Here is a 14,130-nt window from a genome sequence, read left to right as displayed (position 1 = left end):
CCAGGCGCAGCGGCACCCTGCCGCGCGTCGTAACGCACCATATCCCACTCTTCAACGTTGCACGGTCATGCGATCCGTGCCGCGCTTTGCCCTGGAATCACCGCAATGCCCACCATCACCTCGCGCTCGTCCACCCGCAAGACACCCACATCGCTGCTCGCCATCATCGTGACTGCAGCGCTGAGCGGCCTCGCAGTTCAGGCGCAGGCGCAAGACGCGACCGAAGCGGCGCTCTGCACCGATCGGCCGACCAAGGCCAATGCCACCTGCACCGTACCGGCTGGCAACTGTCAGCTGGAAACCGACATCGGCAATCACACGCGCGACAGCCAGCCCGGCACACGCACAGAGACGGCGTACTTCACCAATCCCACGCTCAAGTACGGCATCAGCGACCGCATCGATCTGCAGCTCAATTGGGCGCCGCAGCTACAGGTCAAGACCACCGACCGCGCGACCGGCGCGCGCAGCAGCCTGAGCGGCGGCGGCGATCTCTATCTGCGCATGAAGGCGCGTGTGTACGAGAGCGACACCGCCAGCGTGGCGCTGCTGCCCTTCGTCAAGGCACCCACCGCGCGCACCGGATTGAGCAACGACGAATGGGAGGGCGGCGTCGCATTGCCGATCAATTTTGCGCTGCCCAGCAGCTTCTCGCTGACATTCGGTCCGGAACTGGATTGGTTGGCCGACAGCGATGGCAGCGGCAAGCATGTCGCCATCGTCAACGTGATCAATCTGGCGCGCCCGCTGACACCGAAGCTGTCGATGGCGGTGGAACTGTGGTCCTCGATCAACCGCGACCCTGCACGGACCGCGGAGCAGTACTCGGCCGATATCGCGGCGTCGTATCTGCTCAATCCGCTATTGCAGCTGGACGTGGGTGCCAATTTCGGCCTCAACGACCGCACGCCCGACAGGCAGGTCTACGTAGGCCTGTCGCACCGCTTCTAAGAGCAGCTAACAAAACGACTGCGCAGCCACCAGGCGGGCGCGGCCTGTGCTCGGAATCGGCATGTACCACGCGTACACTCCGGTTCTGAGTGCGCCGTCCGCACCCACCTGACGACTGCTCGCTACGTTTTGTTAGTCGCTCCAAAGCGCCCAGACGCCCGTGCCGCGTGCAGGCGGCATGGGTCAGGCGCGTGCGTGCGCGGCGCATCACGTCGCGCACGCATGACCTCCTGCCTTTGCGCGTGCGCCGCAGCAACGCCTACCATCGACGTTTTGCCGTTGCCGGAGAGCTCGATGAAGCTGCGTCACGCCGTATTGCCCCTGTGTCTGCTGGCTGCCCTGCCAAGCCTTGCCGCCGCGCGCGGTTTCGATGTGCGCGACATGGTGGCGCTGGACCGGGTGTCCTCGCCCACGCTCACGCCCGATGGCAGCAGCGTGCTGTTCGCCAAGCGCCAGGCCAAGACCGCCAATGGCAAGCCGGCCACCAGCCTGTGGGTGCGCAATCTGCGCACCCGCGATTTGTCTCCGCCCAAGCGGCTCACCCCGGAAGGATGGAACGTCAACAGCCCGGCGTTGTCGCCGGACGGCAAGACGGTGTACTTCCTCAGCAGCAAATCCGGCAGCCAGCAGCTCTACGCGCAGCCGATGGCCGGCGGCACCCCGCAGCAACTCACCGCATTTGCGGTAGACGTGGACAGCTACAAGCTCTCGCCGGACGGCAAGCGCATCGCCTTCAGCGCGGGCGTGTTCCAGGACTGCGGTTCGGACCTGGGCTGCACCAAGAAGAAGCTGGGCGAGCTCAAGAACAACAAGGCTAGCGGCGTGGTGTACGACCAGTTGTTCGTGCGTCATTGGGACACCTGGAACGATGGTCGCCGCAATACCTTGTTCGTGGCCGAGTTGCCTGCGGCTGGTGCGAAGGCAGTGGTCGGGGCATCGGCGATCAGCGCCACGCTGGCCGGCGACGCGCCGTCCAAGCCGTTCGGTGGCAACGACGATTACACCTGGTCGCCCGACGGCAGCAGCGTGGTGGCCAGCGTGCGCATTCCGCAGCCGCATGGCCCGGAAGCAGGGAAGAACGCCAAGGCCGGCGGCAAGCCCACCGGCAACGACGAGTCGTTGCAGACCAACTTCGATCTGTACCGCCTGGATGCGAGCGGCAAATCTGCGCCGGTCAACCTGACCGCGGCCACCCCGGCCTGGGATGCCGGCCCGGTGTTCAGCACCGACGGCAAGACCCTGTACTACCGCGCCATGAAGCGCCCGGGCTTCGAGGCCGACCGCTTCGGCCTGATGGCGATGGATGTGGCCAGCGGCAAGACCCGCGAGATCGCGCCGAAGTGGGACCGCTCGGCCGGCGAAATCGTGCCGAGCGCCGACGGCAGCAGCCTGTACACCAGTGCCGACGATCTCGGCGAGCATCCGCTGTTCAAGATCGATATCGCCAGCGGCGAGGCCACCAAGCTGGTAGGCGAGGGCAGCGTGCACGCCCCGACGCTGGCCGGCAATACGCTGGCGTTTACGCGCAGCTCGCTCAAGAGTGGCGACCAGGTCTTCGTCAGCGACGCGCAAGGCCAGGGCCTGCGTGCGATCAGCCAGAGCGCCGGCGAACTGCTGCCAGAGGTGCAGTTCGGCGACTACGAACAGTTCCAGTTCAAGGGCTGGAACAACGACACCGTGCATGGCTACGTGGTCAAGCCGTACAACTACCAGGAAGGCAAGACTTACCCGGTGGCGTTCCTGATCCACGGCGGCCCGCAGGGCAGTTTTGGCAATGGCTGGAGCAACCGTTGGAATCCGCAGACCTACGCCGGCCAGGGCTACGCGGTGGTGATGATCGATTTCCACGGCTCCACCGGCTACGGCCAGGCATTCACCGACGCCATCAGCCAGCATTGGGGCGACCGCCCGCTGGAAGATCTGCAAAAAGGCTGGGCCGCTGCGCAGAAGCAATACGGCTTCCTCGACGGCGACAAGGCCTGTGCATTGGGCGCCAGCTACGGCGGCTACATGGTCTATTGGATGGCAGGCAACTGGAATCAACCATGGAAGTGCCTGGTCGACCACGACGGCGTCTTCGACAACCGCACCATGGGCTATGCCACCGAGGAACTATGGTTCAGCGAGTGGGAAAACGGCGGCACGCCGTGGCAGAACCCGGCCGGCTACGAGAAGTTCAACCCGGTGCTGCATGTAGACAAGTGGAAGGTGCCGATGCTGGTCATCCACGGTCAGCAGGATTTCCGCATTCCGGTCGAACAAGGCCTGGCTGCGTTCACCGCGCTGCAGCGCAAGGGCATCGATTCCAAGTTCCTGTATTTCCCCGACGAGAACCACTGGGTGCTCAAGCCGGATAACAGCATATTGTGGCATGACACCGTCAACAGCTGGCTGAAGCAGCATATCGGCCAGTGACGGGCGACCGACACGCCGCCAGGCGCGGCGTGTCGGTTGCCTGAGCGAATGCGTTCTCTGGGCGATGGGCGCTGTCGACGTCGCCGTTTCGGCAACCGCATCCTGACTGTTGCGCCTGGAGTAGCTAGCGAGCCGACTGCGCGTACTGCCAGACGCACGCTGCCGTTACTGCATGTCGCATCTGCCGCGCGTGCACTGCAGTTCTTCCTGGCAGTCCATGCCCACCTGACACCTGCGCAGTGCTAGCCGCGCCTGGCCAGCTGGCCTTCCACGATGTCCAGAATCTCGGACACCGCAATCCCGAACGAGCCGGCGCGCCCGGCGTCGAACGCCGCCTTCCACTCGGCGTACCCGGGCAGATACGCCTGATTGGGTGCACTGGCGCCGACGTATTCGGCAGCGCTGCGCTCCAGCGTCTGTGCAATGACCGGAATGTGCGGCAGCGTGTCCAACGTCCCGTTGGGCATTCCCGCATGACGTACCTGGATGTCGCTGATGGTCACGTGCAGGATCTGGCCGCCCTGCGGATGCGTATCGATCTGGTTGATCAGCAGTAGCGGCGTTTCGGCGGCACTGCGCCCGCGGCAGCGCCACAGCTGGCCGACTGCATAGGTTGAAGAGGTCGTGGTTGAAGAGCTGGCCATGGCCATCGGTGACTCCGCGAGCAAACCGCAATGATGCAGCTTGCTCGCGACGATGGCGACCGGGCAGTCGCTGGTCGCGTTGGTATCGATGAGTCTGCCGTTGGCTGCAATGACGGATGGCGACGGCGAATGGTGATCTGCAGCGTTGTCAGCTCCATTGCTGCGCGCTGGATGAGCACGCTTGGAGTGAACCGGTTGCAACGCCGCTGTCCAGATCACGGGCCAATGCATCCCAAATGCGATTGCCGCAGCACATCACGGGCATGTCAAACTAGCGCATCTTCCTCTTCCCAGTTCCCTGCCAGGACCGCAAGGACCGTTTGCATGCGCACGTCGTTCCGCCCCGCATTGTGGGCAATCGCTCTGATCTGCAGTCCTGCTCTGGGCGCTGCGTCGCGGCCGGCCGTTGCGCCTGCGCGCGCTTCGGTGGCGCTGCCTGCGTCGTCCGAGCAAGGCGGCGACGCGAGCGTGCCATTGCCGGCCGTGCTGAAATCCGGCATGGGGTATCGCGCGTTTGCGCAGGCGATGATGGAGCAAGGCTGGCAGCTGGTGGACCCACTTGCGGCCGATAGCTGCATGGCCGCTGGCGACTGCGAGATCGAGTTCGTTGCGCCCGGCGGCAGCGCGCGCCTGCGCGTGCAGGTGGGCTCACAGGCCGGTGCGGCGGTCGTGCAGGGCTGGCGTGCGCGACAGGTGCCGCTGGATCGCATCGGTAACCCGACCGCTGCGGCGGGAGATGCCAAGCCTGCACCGGCGGCAGTGGACGCAGGCAACAACTCGCGCTGAGTCCCCTGGCCGCAGGCCGATCGCGCATGCGGGGTATCATGGCGCGGCAGGGGCGGATTGTCTCGATCGCGCCCCTGGTTTGATGCGCCTTTCCCGGTCTCGAGCACCTTGCCCTGCATGAACCCTTTCGCATGAAGAGCATCGATCCTGCCGATCTTGAAGCCTTGTTCGATGCCGTGCCGGACGTGTTGTTCTTCGTCAAGGATCGCGAGGGCCGCTACACCCACGTCAACCAGACCATGCTGCGGCGGCTGGGGCTGAAGTCGCGCAAGGACCTGATCGGCAAGCGTGTGGCCGAGGTCTATCCCAGTGGCCTGGGCGCCAACTACGCCAATCAGGACGAGCAGGTGCTGGCCGGCGAGGTGATCGACAACCTGCTGGAGCTGCACCTGTTCGCCAACCGTGAGCCTGGCTGGTGCCTGACCTGCAAGCGGCCGTTGGTGGTGAACGGCAAGGTGCAGGGCATCATCGGCATCTCGCGCGATCTGGGCCCGCAGGATGGCCACGAATCGCAATACGAAAAGCTGCGACTTGCGCTGGCGTATCTCAACGCCAATTACGCGCAGAACGTGCGCATGCAGGCTCTGGTGGAGATCACCGGGTTTTCCATGTCCAAGCTGCAACGCTCGTTCCGCAAGGTATTCCAGCTCACGCCGCAGCAAGTATTGGCCAAGCTGCGGCTGCAGATGGCGATGCATCTGCTGCACGGAAACAAGAGCCTCACCGAAATCGGCCACGCTTGCGGCTTCAGTGATCAAAGCGCGTTCGCGCGGCAATTCAAGCAAGCGGTGGGCATGACGCCACGCGACTATCGTGCGTTGGCGAATGCGCAGCAGTTTCCAACCGAAGCAGTGTAGAGGGCGGGGCGATCTCAACGTGCATGCGCAAGACGTGGGTTGCGCCTGAATTCTCTTGAACTGCCTGATGAGGTGTTTCTCAAACAAGCGCCCTGTGACGCGCCGATGCCGCGTTGCGCGCCTTGCCCAGGGGGACCGCCTGGGCCGTAGCGCGCACCTTGTCTCGACGCGTCACAGGTCGTTTCGCACTCACCTCAAAGTGCATAGACGCTCCAAAGGGCGTCGGGCGTGGTAACGGGCCTTGATAGGTGCCCAAGGTATTGGGAAATGCCTTGATCGCCTTGCCTGGTCCTTGAATAACGGCGTGTGCAGCCGGGCCGTCTTCGTATCGGTCACCAAGCATTCGCGCGGCATGCCAACAGCGCGGCATTCGGTGGTTTACTAAAGCAGCGACGTCACGCACATCGACATGAGTGGGTCGGGCTTCTTGCGGTGAACCGGTAATACGGATTTCGCTGCACACGTCATGGCGGAATTGCGTGATCCAACATGCCGGGCGGAGCCGGCAGCGAGCGACGCAGGCACTGCAGCATGCAGCACGACAACGCAGGCGGATCGAGCGCCATGGCCCAGGTAACGCGATTACTGCGCGACGCATTGGCGACACGCATCGCTGCTGGCTGGCAAGGCCTGGTGTACGGCATCACCCACGTCCCACGCACATTCCGGGGACTGGGGACTTAGAACGCTGTGTGCGAGCAAATTGAATGGCAATATCGGAGGATGCACCGTGCCTAAGATTGAATCGACCAAGCAGGCCGCGCCGGATCCCGCGCAATTGATTCAAGCTGCACCGACTCCATCGGGCTCAGGATCAGCCGCGAGCACGTCTGCCGACAGTGCGGCGCCCTCAGCGCAACTCGGCGGGCTTTCCATCAGGCCGCGGCGGCTGGGCCGAGCCTCCAGAGCCAATCTCCCAGCGGCATCGTCTACCAACGCACAGGACGTCATGACGGCGCTCTTTGCCGCGACGCCAGTTTCGCAAGGGCCAGATCCTTTGGAGGTATTGAAAAAGGCCTCGTCCAGGCTGACCCGCTTCAACAACCTGGTGCAAAACGTAGTGCCGACACAACCAACGGATATCAGAGCCCTGGAAGCAAGACTCCGGTCGGGAACGTCCGCGATCGAATCGGCTCGACAAGGCTTGCAGGCGCTGGCCGAGCTAGATATTCAAAAATGCATGCCGGTCGACAATATCGAAGAACACGAGAATTTCTTGGTGACCCATCTCGCAGCCGCCGCGTGCCTGCACCACGACTCATGCAAGGAGATGATCGATCAGAAAGTGGCCACCGAATTGGGCCATGTGCGGACCCAAAGGGTGGAGATGGTGGTGTTTTCCCCTGACGCCATCCGTTTGCAACAACCGCAATCATGGCTTGCGCTGCGCGCTCATCTTCTGAATGCCCTTGCAGCGATGGAGGAGGTTTGCCAGCGCATCAAATCGCCGATGACGGGCCAGGGTCCACGCGACTCGCTCAAGGACCATCTCCCGGTCGTCAGGGCGATGATGGGATCGTGCCATGAGCGGATGCAGACGGTCCGCGGAATACTCGTCGAAATACATTCAAGGAGACTTGCCGATGAGGCCTGCGATTGCGGCCTGCCCGAGGTGCTTGACGGACTGAGGGAACTCGAAGAAGTCGACAGCCTTCACCACGCTGAGGTGGGCGAAGCGCTCAATCATGTGATCCAGGTTCATGTCGAACGCCTGTCCTCAACCGAGCACTCACTGACGCCGCAGATGCTGGCCATATACAAGGAAGTGCTCGTCGAATACGCCGAGCTGCGTGGCCGTGCGGCGATGCAACTGTGTATGGATGCCGCCGCGCTCATCGAAGACGGGGGGCATGCCAGAGATCATCTATGGCCAACGATGCTCGATCTTGCGCAGGCACTTACCGACCAACGCCAGGCGATTGTTGATATGTGCCAGTTCGCCGTCCAGGACAGACAGCTGATTGGCGCAGCAGCGGCTTCACCCGAGCAAACACCGGCGTCGATCACACCAAGCGTGCCGACAACGACAGCAGGCAAATCGAGCAGGTCACGCAAGGCGCGCAAGCGCACGCCTGCTGCTTCCAGCTCGGCGGCAGTGCCAACGCCGCAGGCGATTGATGCGCGCAGCGCAGCGCAAAAACAGGCCGACGAGGCACTGAGAGCCGCTCCCCTGGAGTCGTTGCCAGTGGCAGAACTGGGAGGAGATTTCATCGCGCTCGCCAGGCGCCTCGGCAAGGACACCACCGACGTGGAGCGCCTGATCGGCGACTCCCGACATGACGCGGCGACGGCCTTCGATTTTGCCAGAACCTCCATGCAGGGCTGGTTCGGATCGAGTGAGCGTCTGCTGCAGCTCAAAAGCAAGCTCCGTGCAGGAGACGGGCGCATCGCACAACTCGATACGCGTCTGCGTCTTCTCCAGAGGATCGAGCACGAGTTCGAACGGCGCGAAGCCGATGCGCTCAAGACCGATCCGCAACCACGTGCGCCGCATCTGGAGCGCCTGTTGGCGATGCATGGACTGGCACGCGTCACAGCCCCGAACCGCCGTCCCTCGGAGGGCGACCGTGGCGACCGTGGCAGGCTATTCGAAGTGCGTATCGAGCACGCGCCGCAGTCGAATGGTGACATTCCTGCGCCCTGGTTCGTCCACGTACATACCGAACAACCGGTAACGCCCGCTGGGCTGCGCGCGCTCCACTATAGGGACTTGGCCGCCGTCCACCTGAAGACGCAGAGGGAGGTGAACCTGGGCCCGCGCTGGGAAGAGATGATGCGCGCCCTGGGAAATACCGAGGCCAAGGTGCACCGGGCAACCATCGGCTCCAAGCTGCTTGGCCAGCTTTGGGCGCTCGGCTCTGGTGGGCAACAATAATCACGGCGCTCGGTCCGTCCTCATCACGGAAGAAGATCTCGAAACGGGCGCCCTCAGCGCTGCACGGATCACTCAATGTGAGTGGCCAGTTGCAGCAGGCCAGACAGGGACCTGAAAACGGTGAGCATCTGATAGAAGCGATTCGGCGCGCAGGGAGCTCGGGTCTCTCTGCCTGCCAACGCCTTGCAGGAAGAAAGCCGGTGTCAAACGCCTGAGCCAGTGCACGCGCAGGCGTTGGCGCGCGGCGAGGGAGGCGTGTTTTATCCAAGACCTTCGCGGTGGGCAGTACCGGTATCGCGCACTTGCAGTCCGTAACACGCGCTGGTCGCAGCCGTCATTTCCGGGATTTTTGAACCACGTTGCTGAGGAACGAGCAATTGCGTGCCAGCACCTGGCTTACCAGCGCGGCATCCGGCATCCAACCCGCGGCAGACATGCCTTTCAATTGATCGCCCAACGAGCGCAAGGAGGACGTGGCGGAACCCACATCGAGCGCGGCGTACCACTGCTTGACCATCTCCACCTCAGGCGTGGCTTGCCAGGCAAGCGCCTCGCGGATGGCCTCGATGACCATGGCATGGACGCCATCCAGGCCTTTGGCGTAACGACCGCTCATCACGCTTGCATCAAGCAGCACCTGCAGCGCCCGTGTCGGGTTCTGGATGACGTCTCCCCAACCATACCGAAGCGGCTCCTGCGAATTTGCCGGCGTATCCTTCTCCCGGTCGTAGCGAAAGCCGGTCACATCAATACTGATGACCTTGTGGCGTGCATCTTCTCCGGGAATGACCAGCATATTGTCAGGACCGAGATCAGACGCTTCGCCCAGGGTCAGCCTGGCCAGCAGCGAGGCGAACAGCCCGTCCAGACCGCTGTTGCGCAGCGTATCGATCAATGCCTGTTTGCCCGAACGAAGATTGACCGGATCGTTGATTCGCGCAAGCAGCGCGTGGTCTGCGGCCAGTTCATTTACCTGCGCATCGCTGCCGGCGGTGGCTCTTTTGACACGCAAAGCGGCTTGCTTGGCCTGCGCAAGCGAAACGTCAGGCGGCAGAAACGCCTTGGTCAGGAATGTATCCAGCGGCTCTGCATCATGAATGATCCGCGAGGCGATCAAGGCGTTGTTGGGCAGTGTCAGCAGTGATGAGTCCGGAATATTTTGCCGCGAAAGATGGTGTTCCTGCAGCGCATTGACCAAGTCCTGTGCGGCCGCGACGTTGATGACGTCAAATAAGGCAGGGATGCCAAGCGGATTGCGTAATCGAGGATCAGCGGCAACCAGGCTGTCGTGAATCTCGCAGACATCGTCGATGTCCAACGCACCGGTCTTGGTCTTTTCCGTCAATGTCTTCCCTGCCTCGGTATCGAGAAAGGCATGGAAGGCCAGTGTCAGCCATTGTTGCGTGGCCTCTTTGTCCAGGGTGCCTTCAAGCAGCCTGGCTGCCGAGCCGACGATGTAGCCCAAGCGCTTGTTGGCCTCCGCGCCTTGCCCCTTCGCGCAACATTCCACTGCCTGCCCTAGCAGGCTTCGCGAGATTCCGGTTTTGACAAGATGTTCCTGGCCATCGAGCATCCCGACCATGCCGACATCGCTGCCTCCCAACGTCGCCTTGGAGCGCGAAAAGACAACAGCGCTTCCGGACAGGCTCATTGCGCGGCGATGGCCGCCAATGTCGGCCCTGGTTGCTAGAAACGCGATAGGCCGAATGATCGAGAATAGAGGCCCATCCGGCCGGTTTGCGACTGGAGCCGAGGCAGGCGCACGTCTGCTTTTGCTGCACGCGGCGTCCGGCGTTACGCCATCGAGCGCGGTGGCTGCGCTGGCCCGCGCCACGCTGCGGCGGGACGTCAGTCCAGCCAATCGGGCATCAGTGCCGTGATGCCGATCGTCGGCGGTCGCCGGGCTGCGTGGTAACGCCGCGTCATCGGCTGCAGGACGCGGCAAGCTTGCTGCGCCAGAGGTCGGGGTGATACGAGATTCCATACCGTGCTCCAGTGACTAGCGGCGCATTCTGCAATGCGGCCAATCCCGAGCAACGCGGCTTGGCGTAATCGTCATCCGGTAAGCGAATATCGACCGGGCGTCATCATCGACGCCTACCCACATGACCTGGAACGCGAGCGGCATGTAAACGTCGCTCGCGTCAGGGTGCTATCGCGGCTTGGTAACGAACATCGCATAGATGCGCATGCTGCTTGCGCGATCGAAGCTGTGGCTGAAGCGAAACAACCGATCCCTGTCGTGGGAATGGGCGGCGTCACCCGCCGCTACCCCGCAAACGCGCGGCAGCGGCAAAACCGAGTGGCGTGGGGCCGGCAGCGCGGCCGATGTGGCGCCCCTCGGTTTTCAACCGGGTGATCGGACCCTCCCTGGGAGCGGTTACGCCAGCATGCGCACCTTCGGCTCGCGTGCCCACTGGCGGGTTTTTGCTGCGGCAATGAATGCCTTGGTATCGGCGGCGGGAACGACGCCCGCGTCCTTGCCGACGTTGCCGGCCTTCAACAACGACTGCGCGCCTTCGTCGAACGCGATGGCCTTCAGGTGCGCCCAGGCAAAACTCACGAAATCCAGTGCCGCCGATTCGCGTGTCAGCAGCTTGGCCGCTTCCGAGGACAGCAGCACCGCCACCGCGTCGAATACCACCGAGGGCGTCCCCGCCAGCTGCCCGTCGGCGGCCAACTGCTTGCCGTCGTTGAGCTTGGCGCCGCCGAGCTTTGGCGCAACGATCTTGACCGTCGCGCCCGCAGCTTCGGCCGCCTTGCGTACGGCTTTGATCGCCGCTGCGTCCGAGCCATCGTGAATCAGGATGCCCACCGTGCGCCCTTTCAGGGTGTCCTTCATCTTGCCGATGACCTGCAGGGCGGGCGAGAGCGGCATGTCGATCGGCGCCACTGCAGCAGGCGGTGCTGGCGGCAGGGCGGTCATGCCCATGCCATCGGCCACACGCTGCGCCAGCTCCTGGTCGATGTGGCGTAGGTGGCCCACGATCGCCTCGCGCACATGGGCGGTTTCCACCTTCGACAGTTCGAACACCAATGCCGAGGCGATATGCGCCTGTTCCGGTGCGGTCTGGCTGCGGAAGAATAGGCGCGCCTGGCTGTAATGATCGGCAAAGCTCTCTGCACGCACGCGGCCCTTGGCGCCTTCTTCGGCCGGGGTTGCATGGCTGGGGAAGCCACGCAGCGCTTCGCGCGGCGCATCGGCCTGCAGCGAGCTGGGCTCATAGGCGACGCGGCCCTTCGGCACACCCATCTGCATGTGGCCGTCGCGCTGGTTGTTGGCGAACGGGCACTTGGGCGTGTTGATCGGAATCTGATGGAAGTTCGGCCCGCCCAGGCGACTCAGCTGCGTGTCCAGATAAGAAAACAGGCGGCCCTGCAGCAGCGGGTCGTTGCTGAAGTCGATGCCGGGCACGATGTTGGCCGGGCAGTAGGCAACCTGTTCGGTTTCGGCAAAGAAGTTGTCCGGCCAGCGGTCGAGCACCATGCGGCCGACGATTTGCAACGGCACCAGCTCTTCGGGAATGACCTTGGTCGAATCCAGATGATCGAAGGGGAAGGTTTCTGCCTGCGCTTGGGTAAACAACTGCACGCCGAGTTCCCATTCGGGGAAATCGCCATTCTGGATCGCTTCGAACAGGTCGCGGCGGTGGAAATCCTGATCGGCGCCGGCGATCTTGACCGCCTCGTCCCAGATGGTCGATTGCAGCCCCAGCTTGGGGCGCCAATGGAACTTGACGAAGGTGCTTTCGCCCTTGTCATTGAGGAACCGGAAGCTGTGGATGCCGAAACCTTCGATCATGCGGAGCGAGCGCGGGATGGTGCGATCGCTCATCGCCCACATCACCATGTGCATCGATTCGGGTGTCAGCGAAATGAAATCCCAGAACGTGTCATGCGCGCTGGCAGCCTGCGGGAAGCCACGGTCCGGTTCCATCTTCACCGCATGAATCAGGTCCGGGAACTTCATCGCATCCTGGATGAAGAACACCGGGATGTTGTTGCCGACCAGATCCCAGCTGCCTTCCTTGGTGTAGAACTTCACCGCGAACCCGCGCACATCGCGCGGCGTATCCACCGAGCCGGCACCGCCTGCGACAGTGGAAAAACGGGTGAACAACGGGGTTTTTTCGCCAACCTCGGTGAAGATCTTGGCGGTGGTGTACTGGCTCAACGACTTGGTGAGCTCGAAATAGCCGTGTGCGGCACTGCCGCGCGCATGCACGATGCGCTCGGGAATGCGTTCGTGATCGAAGTGGGTGATCTTTTCGCGCAGGATGAAATCTTCCAGCAACGTCGGGCCGCGCGGCGTGGCGCGCAGCGAGTTCTGGTTGTCACCTACCGGAATGCCCTGGTTGGTGGTCAGCTGCGGGTGGGTGCCGCCGGCCTTCTGGTGCAACTCATCGCCAGTACCGCGCGACACATCGACGGTGGCGCTGGCAGGTGCGAGGGCAGGGAGCTGCGCGGATTTGCTGGGGGACTTGGCCATGGGAACTCCACTGTAGGCTGGCTTGGGATGCGGGCTGAGCAATAAAGCCTGGGAGCGGCGCTGTTAATTGCATGTGTCTGCTTGCGAACGAAAACTCACATGCGCACCAACATTGCGCGATGTCGCAATCGCATGTCGCATCGATCACGCCACGTGCGCTGCCGGGCAGATGCGCAACCAAGCGGACGCGACCATGCTGGGTGTCAGAGCAGATCGAGAGGCTGTTTGCGCGTAGGCGGCGCGAAGGCGCGATCGATTTCGGCAAGATCGTCTGCGTGCAATTGCAGCGTGCAGGCAGCGGCATTGGCACGCACATGCGCCGGCGTTCCGGATTCGGGAATGGCGATGACATTGCCGCTGCGGATGGCCCACGCAAGCGCCACCGCAGTGGCCGCAACGCCACGACGCTCGCCGATGGCGTGCAAGACCGGATGCTCCAGCAACGCGCGGCTACCAAGCGGCGAATACGCCATCACGGCTACCTCGTGCGCGGCGCACCACGGCAACAGGTCGAATTCGATGCCGCGGCTGCCAGCGTGGTACAGCACCTGGTTGACCAGGCAATGCGAGCCGCCATCGATTGCCCAGAGCTCCTCCATGTCATCGATGTCGAAGTTCGACACGCCCCAATCGCGGATCTTGCCGGCGTCACGCAGCGCTTCGAATGCGTCCACCACCACGGCCAGGTTGCTGCCACCGCGCCAGTGCAGCAGGTACAGGTCCAGCGTGCGCACGCCCAGCCGTTGCAGGCTGGCTTCGCAGGCATGCGCAATCCCCCGTGCGCTGGCATTGCCGGGCAACACCTTGGACACCACGTAGGGCGGTTGCGCGCGGCCGATGGCCTGGCTGATCAATTGCTCCGAGCGGCCATTGCCATACATCTCGGGGGTGTCGATCAGCTGCATGCCCAATTGCTGCCCGAGTTGCAGCGCTTCGATTTCCTGCTTGGGCGCATGCCGGCCCTGGCCCAGGTTCCAGGAGCCCAGGCCCAACGCGGGCACGCGACGCCCGTTACGCAGGCGCACCTGCGCGCAGGAAGGGGAAGACGATTCGGACATGATGGGTTCCTGCCGCGCTGGAATGAGGGTGATGGCCATTACATCGGTGGCCTTG

General features: G+C 63.3%; 9 protein-coding genes and 1 other RNA gene. 6 read left to right on the top strand and 4 right to left on the bottom strand.

The annotated features are described in order from the left end of the window. The first annotated feature begins 105 nt into the window (after window positions 1–105). The 3 genes from J7367_RS05560 to J7367_RS05550 all read left to right on the top strand — a co-directional run bounded on the left by J7367_RS05560 (window position 106) and on the right by J7367_RS05550 (window position 3,366). Window positions 106–951, top strand: a complete 846-nt coding sequence (locus J7367_RS05560) for a transporter (RefSeq protein ID WP_057658424.1) — start codon at window positions 106–108, stop codon at window positions 949–951. A gap of 61 nt (window positions 952–1,012) precedes the next feature. Continuing rightward, window positions 1,013–1,089: non-coding RNA, sX9 sRNA (locus tag J7367_RS05555), on the top strand. A 135-nt stretch (window positions 1,090–1,224) separates the two neighbouring features. Continuing rightward, window positions 1,225–3,366 carry a S9 family peptidase gene (locus J7367_RS05550; RefSeq protein WP_343124452.1) on the top strand — a complete coding sequence of 714 codons (2,142 nt, stop codon included), beginning with the start codon at window positions 1,225–1,227 and terminating at the stop codon, window positions 3,364–3,366. A gap of 242 nt (window positions 3,367–3,608) precedes the next feature. Here J7367_RS05550 and J7367_RS05545 read toward each other — a convergent pair whose 3' ends face one another. Then, window positions 3,609–4,016, bottom strand: coding sequence for a hypothetical protein (locus tag J7367_RS05545; RefSeq protein WP_211115976.1), 408 nt, complete (start codon window positions 4,014–4,016; stop codon window positions 3,609–3,611). 318 nt (window positions 4,017–4,334) lie between these two features. Here J7367_RS05545 and J7367_RS05540 point away from each other — a divergent pair, with 318 nt between their 5' ends. The 3 genes from J7367_RS05540 to xopP all read left to right on the top strand — a co-directional run bounded on the left by J7367_RS05540 (window position 4,335) and on the right by xopP (window position 8,528). After that, the gene (locus J7367_RS05540; protein WP_057658419.1) at window positions 4,335–4,796 is read left to right on the top strand and encodes a hypothetical protein; all 462 of its coding nucleotides are present in this window, start codon (window positions 4,335–4,337) and stop codon (window positions 4,794–4,796) included. A gap of 131 nt (window positions 4,797–4,927) precedes the next feature. Beyond that, window positions 4,928–5,653 carry an AraC family transcriptional regulator gene (locus tag J7367_RS05535; RefSeq protein ID WP_007962846.1) on the top strand — a complete coding sequence of 242 codons (726 nt, stop codon included), beginning with the start codon at window positions 4,928–4,930 and terminating at the stop codon, window positions 5,651–5,653. Window positions 5,654–6,383: 730 nt separating this feature from the next. Next, window positions 6,384–8,528, top strand: a complete 2,145-nt coding sequence (gene xopP / locus J7367_RS05530) for a type III secretion system effector XopP (protein ID WP_057658417.1) — start codon at window positions 6,384–6,386, stop codon at window positions 8,526–8,528. Between the two features lie 334 nt (window positions 8,529–8,862). Here xopP and J7367_RS05525 read toward each other — a convergent pair whose 3' ends face one another. From J7367_RS05525 to J7367_RS05515, 3 genes are all read right to left on the bottom strand, one after another. Continuing rightward, window positions 8,863–10,101 (bottom strand): hypothetical protein, encoded by a 1,239-nt coding sequence (locus J7367_RS05525; RefSeq protein WP_057658486.1) that lies wholly within the window; start codon window positions 10,099–10,101, stop codon window positions 8,863–8,865. A gap of 807 nt (window positions 10,102–10,908) precedes the next feature. Next, a complete protein-coding gene (locus tag J7367_RS05520) occupies window positions 10,909–13,017 on the bottom strand; it encodes a catalase (protein ID WP_057658415.1) in 2,109 nt (702 codons plus the stop codon). Window positions 13,018–13,220: 203 nt separating this feature from the next. After that, window positions 13,221–14,075 carry an aldo/keto reductase gene (locus J7367_RS05515; RefSeq protein ID WP_057658484.1) on the bottom strand — a complete coding sequence of 285 codons (855 nt, stop codon included), beginning with the start codon at window positions 14,073–14,075 and terminating at the stop codon, window positions 13,221–13,223. Window positions 14,076–14,130: the final 55 nt, after the last annotated feature.

The sequence above is a fragment of the Xanthomonas sp. D-36-1 genome (assembly GCF_017746155.1).
Taxonomy (GTDB): domain Bacteria; phylum Pseudomonadota; class Gammaproteobacteria; order Xanthomonadales; family Xanthomonadaceae; genus Xanthomonas; species Xanthomonas cissicola.
Note: the sequence above shows the minus strand (reverse complement) of the source record. Positions and strands in the feature narration are given on the sequence as shown.